The organism is uncultured Lamprocystis sp., from assembly GCF_903933125.1.
Classification (GTDB): domain Bacteria; phylum Pseudomonadota; class Gammaproteobacteria; order Chromatiales; family Chromatiaceae; genus Thiodictyon.
Window position 1 is genome coordinate 19,243 of record NZ_CAIZIZ010000090.1, and the last position, 9,272, is coordinate 28,514.

Genomic DNA, 9,272 nt, shown 5'->3' on the forward strand with positions numbered 1-9,272 from the left:
CGAGCTGCTGCACGAGGATTCAGTCAACTACCCTTCAGTCGTGATGCCGGGCGCTGACCCGGCTGTGGCGACTTGGCGCGGCTCCCGTGACCAGCGTTGGCGGCCCATCCTCTCGATGAGATCCCAGAAACAGCCTTAACCCCCCCCCCGGTTGCACAGCGGGGAGCGTAGACTACTGTTCCCCCTGCGGGGTCCACGCTCCTCTTGAGATCATGGCTATGCGCGAAATCCGCCTCCAGTGGCTGTCAGGGTTCACCGGCAAGAACAAGCCCGCCCGGCCGACCGGCGACGAGCCGCCGCTGCGCGCGGAGCTGTTCAGCGCGGCCCAGATGGAACAGCACGGCAAGGCCCTGGCCGCCGCACATATCCTGACTCCGGAGCACGCGTCGGACCGGCTGCTGGTGCGGCTGACCGACAATGAGCGCACCCTGATCGACTGCTGCGCCGTGCTGATGCAGGCGGCGACCGCGACCCAGCGGATCGCGCCGGCCGGGGAGTGGCTGCTTGATAACTTCTATCTGATCGAGGAACAGATTCGCACCGCCAAGCGGCATTTGCCCAAGGGTTACAGCCGGGAATTGCCGCGGCTGCGCACCGGCCCCTCGGCCGGATTGCCGCGGGTCTATGACATTGCGCTTGAGATCATCGCGCACGGTGACGGCCGGGTGGACCCGGAGAATCTCAGCCGCTTCGTCGCCGCCTACCAGGAGGTGACCACGCTCAAACTGGGCGAGTTGTGGGCCATTCCGATCATGCTGCGGCTCGCCTTGATCGAGAATCTGCGCCGGGTCGCGGTCCGGGTCAGCGCCGGGCGGGGCGACCAGGATCTGGCCGACGGCTGGGCCGATCAATTGACGGCGATAGCGGAGACCGATCCGAAGAATCTGATCCTGGTGATCGCCGATATGGCGCGCTCGAACCCGCCGATGTCGAGCGCCTTCGTCGCCGAGTTGGCGCGCCGACTGCAAGGCCAGGGCGCCGCGCTGGCCTTGCCGTTGACCTGGATCGAGCAGCATCTGGCCGAGGTCAATCTCACGATCGAGCAACTGGTGCGGGCCGAGAACCAGCAGCAGGCCGCCGATCAGGTCTCGATCAGTAACAGCATCGGCAGTCTGCGGTTCCTGGGCGCGATGGACTGGCGTGAGTTCGTGGAGACCATGAGTCTGGTCGAGCGCACCCTGCGCGAGGATCCGGCCGCGCTCTACGCCAGGATGGATTTCGCTACGCGCGATCGTTACCGGCATGTAGTGGAGCGCATCGCCAAGCGGGGCCGACGTCCGGAGTCCGAGGTGGCACGCGCCGCCATCGAGCTGGCCGGCGAAGGCGCGGACCGGGCGGACGACACCGAGCGCACCGGGCATGTAGGCTTCTATCTGATTGATCACGGATTAGCGCTGCTGGAACGGCGGGTGCGGGCGCGCCTGGGTCTGGTGGACACCCTGCAGCGGCGGGGCCGCCGCATTCCGCTGATCCTCTACCTGAGCGCGATCACGCTGATCGCGGTGCTCTTCACGGCGAACCTGCTGGCCGCGGCCACGGCGGTGCCGGGTTGGCTGCTCGCCGTCCTGGGTGTGCTCGCCTTGCTCGGCACCAGTCAGTTGGCGGTGGCCCTGGTGAACTGGCTGGCGACCCTGCTGGCGACACCGTATCCGCTGCCGCGAATGGACCTGGACACCGGTATCCCGCCGGAATTGCGCACCCTGGTGATCACGCCGACCATGCTCACCAGCCCGGCGGGTATCGACGCGCTGGTCGAAGCGCTGGAGGTCCGGTTCCTGGCCAATCGGGACGATAGTCTGCACTTTGGCCTGCTGACCGATCTCCGTGACGCGCCGTTCGAGACCCTGCCGGAGGACGCGCCCCTGCTGGACTTGGCCGCACAGGGCATCGCGGCACTGAATGACCGCTACCCGCGGGAGCAGGGCGACACCTTCTATCTGTTCCACCGGCCGCGCCGGTGGAACGCGCAGGAACAGGTCTGGATGGGTTACGAGCGCAAACGCGGCAAGCTGGCCGACTTGAACGCCCTGCTGCTCGGGGAGCTTGGGGAGCGGGTCGCTGCGCGCTTCGCGCTGGTCGTCGGTGATACGCGACCCCTGCTGGGTCTGCGTTATGTGATCACCCTGGACACCGATACCCAGCTCCCGCGTGATGCGGCGCGTGAACTGATCGGCGCCATGGCGCACCCGCTCAATCGTCCGCGCTACGACGCCGCCCGCGGCCGGGTCTGCGCCGGCTACGGCATCCTGCAGCCGCGCGTCGCCGTCAGCCTGCCGGGGGCCAACCGGTCGCGTTACGCGCGGCTGCACGGCAGCGATGCCGGCATCGATCCCTACACGCAGGCCATCTCCGATGTCTACCAGGATTGGTTCCAGGAAGGCTCGTTCATCGGCAAGGGGATTTATGACGTGGCGGCCTTCGAGCAGGCGCTTGGCGGGCGCTTCCCCGACAACCAGATCCTGAGCCATGACCTGCTGGAAGGCTGTTACGCGCGCTCGGGACTGCTCTCCGATGTCCAGTTGTACGAGGATTATCCGGCCGCGTATCACGCGGACGTGAGCCGGCGGCACCGCTGGATCCGCGGGGACTGGCAAGTTGCCGGGTGGCTGTTGCCCTGGGTACCCGATGCGGCCGGCGGGCGGCGCCGGAACGCGCTCTCGGCACTGTCGCGCTGGAAGCTCGCCGACAACCTGCGGCGCAGCCTGGTGCCCGCGGCCCTGACCCTGCTGTTCGTGCTGGGCTGGCTGCTGGTGCCCGCGCCCTGGTTCTGGACCCTCTCGGTGCTCGGCATCGTGCTGGTGCCGGCGCTGCTGACGGCGCTGCTCGGCGGGCTGCGCAAGCCGGGCGATGTGCGTTGGGCCCAGCATCTCGCCGCCGAGGTGCGCGCGGCGGGCCGGCAGTTGATGCAGGCGGGATTCACCATCGCCTGCCTCCCCTATGAGGCCTACTTCAGCCTGGATGCGGTGGTCCGCACCCTCTGGCGGATGGGCGTGAGCCGCGAACGCCTGCTTGAATGGACCGCCTCGGGCGATCAGGCCGCCGGGCAGCAAAGCATCTTCGACTGCTACCGGCAGATGGCCGCCGCCCCGGCACTGGCCCTGCTGACGGCCCTGGCGGTCGCGGCGCTGCAGCCGGCGGCCTTGAGCGCCGCGGCACCGCTCCTGTTGCTGTGGCTGGCGGCGCCGGCACTCGCCTGGTGGCTGAGCCGTCCGCGGCTGCAGCGCCCGGCCCGCCTGAGCCTCGGTCAGACCCACTTCCTGCGCGCCACCGCCCGCCAGACCTGGGCCTTCTTCGAGACCTTCGTCGGCCCGGATGACCATTGGCTGCCGCCGGACAACTATCAGGAGCACCCCGCGCCCGTGGTCGCGCATCGCACCTCGCCGACCAACTTGGGGCTGTCGTTGCTCGCCAATCTGGCGGCCTACGATTTCGGCTATCTGCCGGCCGGCGGACTGCTGGAGCGCACCGCCCATGCCCTGCGCACCATGGCGGGCCTGGAGCGCTACCGCGGCCACTTCTACAACTGGTACGACACCCAATCGCTGCGGCCGCTCGCCCCGCTCTATGTCTCCGCGGTGGACAGCGGCAACCTCGCCGGCCACCTGCTGACCTTGCAGCCGGGGCTGCTCGAACTGGTGGATGCGCCGATCCTCAACGCCCGCTGGCTGGCGGGCCTCGACGACACCTTGCGGATTCTGTCCGACACGCTGGACGGCGCCCTGCCGGACGCGCTCGCGGACGTCCGGCGACGGCTGGACGCCGCGTTGCGGACACCCCCGACCACTCTGGCGGCGGTGCATGAGTGCCTGGACGCCTTAGCCAGCGGTGCCGCGGCCGGGATTGCCGGTTGGCGCCCGAACGCCGATCGCGAAGCCAACTATTGGGCGCAGGCGCTGGCCCGGCAATGCCGCGCCACGCTGGATGAACTGCTGTTCCTCGCACCCTGGCTCGAACCGCCCGCCGGGTCCGCCGACCCGACACCGATCGAGACGATCCCGACGCTGCGCCAGTTAGCACAGCTGCCGGAGACGACGCTGCCGCCGCTCCTGGCCGAGGCCGGCCGCCGCGCCCGCGAGCGCATCAGCGCACTCGAACTCCTGGCCCTGCAAGCCGGCGAACTGGCCCAGATGGATTACGACTTCCTCTACGACGAGGCCCACCATCTGCTCGCAATCGGCTATCACGTCGGCGAGCGGCGGCTGGATAACAGTTACTACGACCTGCTGGCGTCGGAGGCGCGCCTGGCCAGTTTCGTGGCGATTGCCCAAGGCCAACTGCCCCAGGAAAACTGGTTTGCCCTGGGCCGCCTGCTGACCAGCGCGGCCGGCGAACCCACGCTCCTGTCGTGGAGCGGCTCGATGTTCGAGTATCTGATGCCGCTGCTGGTGATGCCGACCTACGACAACACCCTGCTCGACCAGACCTATCGGGCGGCGGTGGCCAGGCAGATCGCCTACGGCAAGGCGCGCGGTGTGCCCTGGGGCGTGTCCGAATCCGGCTACAACATGGTCGATCTCCAGTCCAATTACCAATATCGCGCCTTCGGCGTGCCCGGCCTGGGGCTCAAACGCGGACTGGCCGAGGATTTGGTGATTGCGCCCTATGCCAGCGCCCTGGCCTTGATGGTGGCGCCCGAGGCCGCGTGCGTGAATCTGCAGCGCATCGCCGCCGCCGGGTTCACCGGCCGCTTCGGCTTCTACGAGGCCATCGACTACACCACCGCGCGCGTGCCCCACGGGCAGGCGAGCGCCCTGGTGCGCTCCTTCATGGTCCATCACCAGGGCATGAGCTTGCTGGCGCTGGCCTATCTGCTGCTCGACCGCCCGATGCAGCGGCGTTTCGCGTCGGCTCCCCTGTTCCAGGCGACCACTCTGCTGCTCCAGGAACGCATCCCCAAGACCCCGGCCTTCTATTCGCACACCAGCGAGTCGGTCACCGACTTCCGCCCCGCCGGGACCGGTCAGGAGGCGCCGGTGCGCGTGTTCAGCAGCCCCAACACGCGCCTGCCGCAGGTGCAGTTGTTGTCGAACGGCCGTTACCACGTGATGATCACCAACGCCGGCGGCGGCTACAGCCGCTGGAAAGACCTGGCCGTTACGCGCTGGCGCGAGGACAGCACCCGTGACGCCGACGGCAGCTTCTGTTACATCCGCGATCTGGCGACCAACGCCTGCTGGTCGACCACCTATCAGCCAACCCTCAAGCAGCCGGACTCCTTCGAGACGATCTTTTCGGAGGGCCGGGCCGAGTTTCGCCGTCGCGACTATGAGATCGATTCCTATACCGAGATCGTGGTCTCCCCCGAGGACGACATCGAACTGCGCCGGATGCGCCTGACCAACCGCAGCCGCACCCGCCGGGTTATCGAGGTCACCAGCTACGCCGAGGTCGTGCTCGCCCCGGCGGCCGCGGACGCGCTGCATCCGGCCTTCAGCAACCTCTTCGTGCAGACCGAGGTGCTCGATCCGCGGCCGGCCATCCTCTGCACCCGCCGGCCACGCTCGCCGGAGGAGCGCACGCCTTGGATGTTTCACCTGATGGCGGCGCGCGGAGCCGAGCACGGGACCGTCAGCTACGAGACGGATCGGCTGCGCTTCATCGGCCGCGGTCGCGGTCTGGCCGCACCGGCCGCCTTGACCACGGACGGACCGCTCTCCGGGACCGCGGGTTCCGTGCTGGACCCGATCGTCGCCATCCGCTACTGCATTACGCTCGACCCGGACCAATCGGTCATGCTCGATCGGGTCACCGGCATCGGCGACACCCGCGCGGACGCCCTGGCCCTGGTCGAGAAATACCAGGATCAGCGGCTGGCGGACCGCTGCTTCGATCTCGCCTGGACGCACAGCCAGGTGGTCCTGCGACAACTCAATGCCAGCCCGGCCGACGCCCAACTCTATGGCCATCTGGCCGGGTCGATTCTCTATACGAATGCCTCGCTGCGCGCCGAGGCGAGTGTGCTGATCCAGAACCGCCGCGGCCAATCGGGGTTGTGGAGCCACGCGGTGTCGGGCGATGTCCCGCTGGTGCTGTTGCAGATCAGCGACCCGGAGAACATCGCGCTGGTTCATCAACTGGTCCAGGCCCATGCCTGGTGGCGGTTGAAGGGATTGAGCGTGGATCTCGTGATCTGGAATGAGGATCAGGCCGGTTATCGGCAGGAACTCCAGGAACAAATCCTGGGGCTGATCGCCGCGGGCGTCGAGGCCCATGTCGTGGACCGCCCCGGCGGGATCTTCATCCGGCCCGCGGATCAGATCTCGGCCGAGGACCGGCTCCTGTTCCAGACCGTGGCCCGCGCCATCCTCAGCGACAGCCGCGGCACGCTGGCGGAGCAGCTCGGCCGGCGCGGCCCGCTGGAGCGGCGCCCGCCGCGCCTGCGGCCGAGCCGCACCGACGGCTGGGAGCGCGCTCCCGCGGCGCGGCCGACGCGCACGGCGGCCGGCACCCGCGCGCCCGCCCTGCTGTTCGACAACGGGCTCGGGGGGTTTGCCCCCGACGGACGCGAATACGTCATCACCATCGGACCCGAGCAGACAACGCCCGCCCCCTGGGTGAATGTCCTGGCCAATCCGCGCTTCGGCAGCGTGGTGTCGGAGAGCGGCGCGGCCTACACCTGGAGCGAGAACGCGCACGAGTTCCGCCTGACGCCCTGGCACAATGACCCGGTCGCCGATCCGAGCGGCGAGGCGTTTTATATCCGCGACGAGGAGAGCGGCCATTTCTGGTCGCCCACGCCGCTGCCCTGCCGCGGCGCCACCCCCTATGTCAGCCGGCACGGCTTCGGCTACAGCGTCTTCGAGCACACCGAGGATGGCATCGCGTCGGAACTCTGGGTTTACGTGGCGCTGGACGCACCCGTCAAGTTCTCAGTCCTGAAGCTGCGCAACCGCTCGGACCGGCCGCGCCGGCTCTCCGCGACCGGCTACGTGGAATGGATCCTGGGCGATCTGCGCCCGAAGACGGCTCCCTATCTCATCACCGAGATCGACCCACGCAGCGGCGCCCTGCTCGCGCGCAATCCATACAACACCGAGTTCGCCCATCATCTCGCCTTTTTCGATGTGGACGACCCCGCCCGCGGCTACAGCGGCGACCGCGCCGAATTTATCGGGCGCAATGGCTCCTTGCGCCATCCGGCCGCGCTGCTGCGCACCGGGCTCTCGGGCAAGGTCGGAGCCGCCCTGGACGCCTGCGCCGCACTCCAGGTGGCTGTTGCACTGGCCCCCGGCGAGGAACAGGAGATCGTCTTCCGACTCGGCGTCATCGGTCGGCGCGGGTCGGACGACCCCGGCAACGCGGTCTATTCCGGTCGCGGCGCCGCGGCGGCCCGCGCCGCACTGGATGCCGTGCGGCAGCATTGGCAGCACCGGCTTGGCGCCGTGCAGGTGGAGACGCCGGACCCGGCACTCGACTGCCTGGCCAATGGCTGGCTGCTGTACCAAACCATCGCCTGCCGCCTGTGGGCGCGCAGCGGCTATTACCAGTCGGGCGGCGCCTTCGGTTTCCGCGACCAGTTGCAGGATGTCGCCGCGCTCATTCACTGCGAGCCCGCGCTGATCCGCGGCCAACTGCTGCTCTGCGCCAGCCGCCAGTTCCCCGAAGGCGATGTGCAGCACTGGTGGCATCCGCCCACCGGCCGCGGGGTGCGCACCCGCTGCTCGGACGACTATCTGTGGCTGCCGCTGGTGACCGCGCGCTACTGCCTGGCCACCGGGGATACCGGCGTGCTGGATGAGCCGGCAGGCTTCCTGGAAGGCCGCCTGGTCAGCGGCGAGGACGACTCCTATTACGACCTGCCCGGTCAGTCCGACGAAACGGCGACCCTCTACCAGCACTGTGTGCGCGCCATTCTCCACGGCCTGCGGTACGGCGAGCACGGCCTGCCGCTGATGGGCTCGGGCGACTGGAACGACGGCATGAACCTGGTGGGCATCAAGGGTCGGGGTGAGAGTGTCTGGCTCGGCTTCTTCCTCTATGAAGTGCTGATGCGCTTCAGCGCGGTCGCGGACCGGCACGGCGACCACGCCTTCGTCGAGCGCTGCCGCACGGAGGCCGAGCGCCTGCGCGAACAGCTCGATCGGCATGCCTGGGATGGCGGCTGGTATCGACGCGCCTGGTTCGATGACGGCCAGCCGCTGGGCTCGGCGATCAATCCCGAGTGCCGGATCGATGCCATTGCACAAAGCTGGTCGGTGCTCTCCGGGGCCGGCACCAGCGAGCGTTCGCGCATCGGAATGGCGGCCCTGGATGAACATCTGGTGCGCCGCGATCTGGGGCTGATCCAACTGCTGGATCCGCCGTTCGACACCTCGCCAATGAACCCCGGCTATATCAAGGGGTATGTCCCCGGCGTGCGGGAGAATGGCGGGCAGTACACCCATGCGGCGGTCTGGACGGCGATGGCTTTCGCGGCCCTGGGCGACCGCGAACGCACTTGGGAACTCTTCTCGATGATCAACCCGATCAACCACGCGCGCACCCCGGCGGCCGTCGCGACCTACAAGGTGGAACCCTATGTCATCGCGGCCGACATCTATGCCGTGCAACCCCATGGCGGACGCGGCGGCTGGACCTGGTACAGCGGCTCGGCGGGCTGGATGTACCGGCTGATCCTGGAATCCATCCTCGGGCTGCGCCTGGAGGGCGACACCCTGCGCCTGGAACCCTGTCTACCGCCGGACTGGACCGGCTTCAAGCTGCATTACCGCTATCGCGAAACGCTGTATCACATCACTGTCAGCCAACTGACGGACAGTGAAGCCGGGTCGGGGGTGACAATCGACGGCATCCTGCGCGGCGATCTGAGCATTCCGCTGATCGACGACCACCAGGACCATGTGGTCGAGGTGCGATTGGGCGCCGCGGGGATGGAGGCGGTGCCCGATCATTCGAGCGGCGGCGCGGGATTCGGTGGACTACGGCCGGAACGATGATCACCCCCCGCGTGGAGTCCAAGGCTTCAGCCTTGGTCAGCGGGCGCCGGGGCTAAACCCAAAAAAAAGCAGTTCTCACACAAAGACACTAAGATCAGAAAGATATTCAACGCGATAAATCGGACAAGCAGGTCACCCGCGCGGTGATTGGCCTGACGTTTTTAGTGATTTTTTCTTTGTGTCTTTGTGTGAACAATTTCCGACTTTAGGTTAACGACCATGGCGCCCGCGCCACCCCGGAAGATAAACGTCCCCCGTGGGAGCGGCGTCCCGCCGCGATGGGGCGGGGCGTGTAACCCGACCGTTCGGGGTGACCGCGGCATCCATCGCGGCGGG

General features: G+C 68.1%; 1 protein-coding gene. It reads left to right on the forward strand.

Annotation, left to right across the window (positions count from 1 at the left end; all coding sequences use genetic code 11):
* Nucleotides 1-218: 218 nt before the first annotated feature.
* Nucleotides 219-8,936: a glycoside hydrolase family 94 protein gene (locus QZY03_RS03905; RefSeq protein WP_295578444.1), complete on the forward strand. Its 8,718-nt coding sequence runs from the start codon at nucleotides 219-221 to the stop codon at nucleotides 8,934-8,936.
* Nucleotides 8,937-9,272 lie beyond the last annotated feature (336 nt).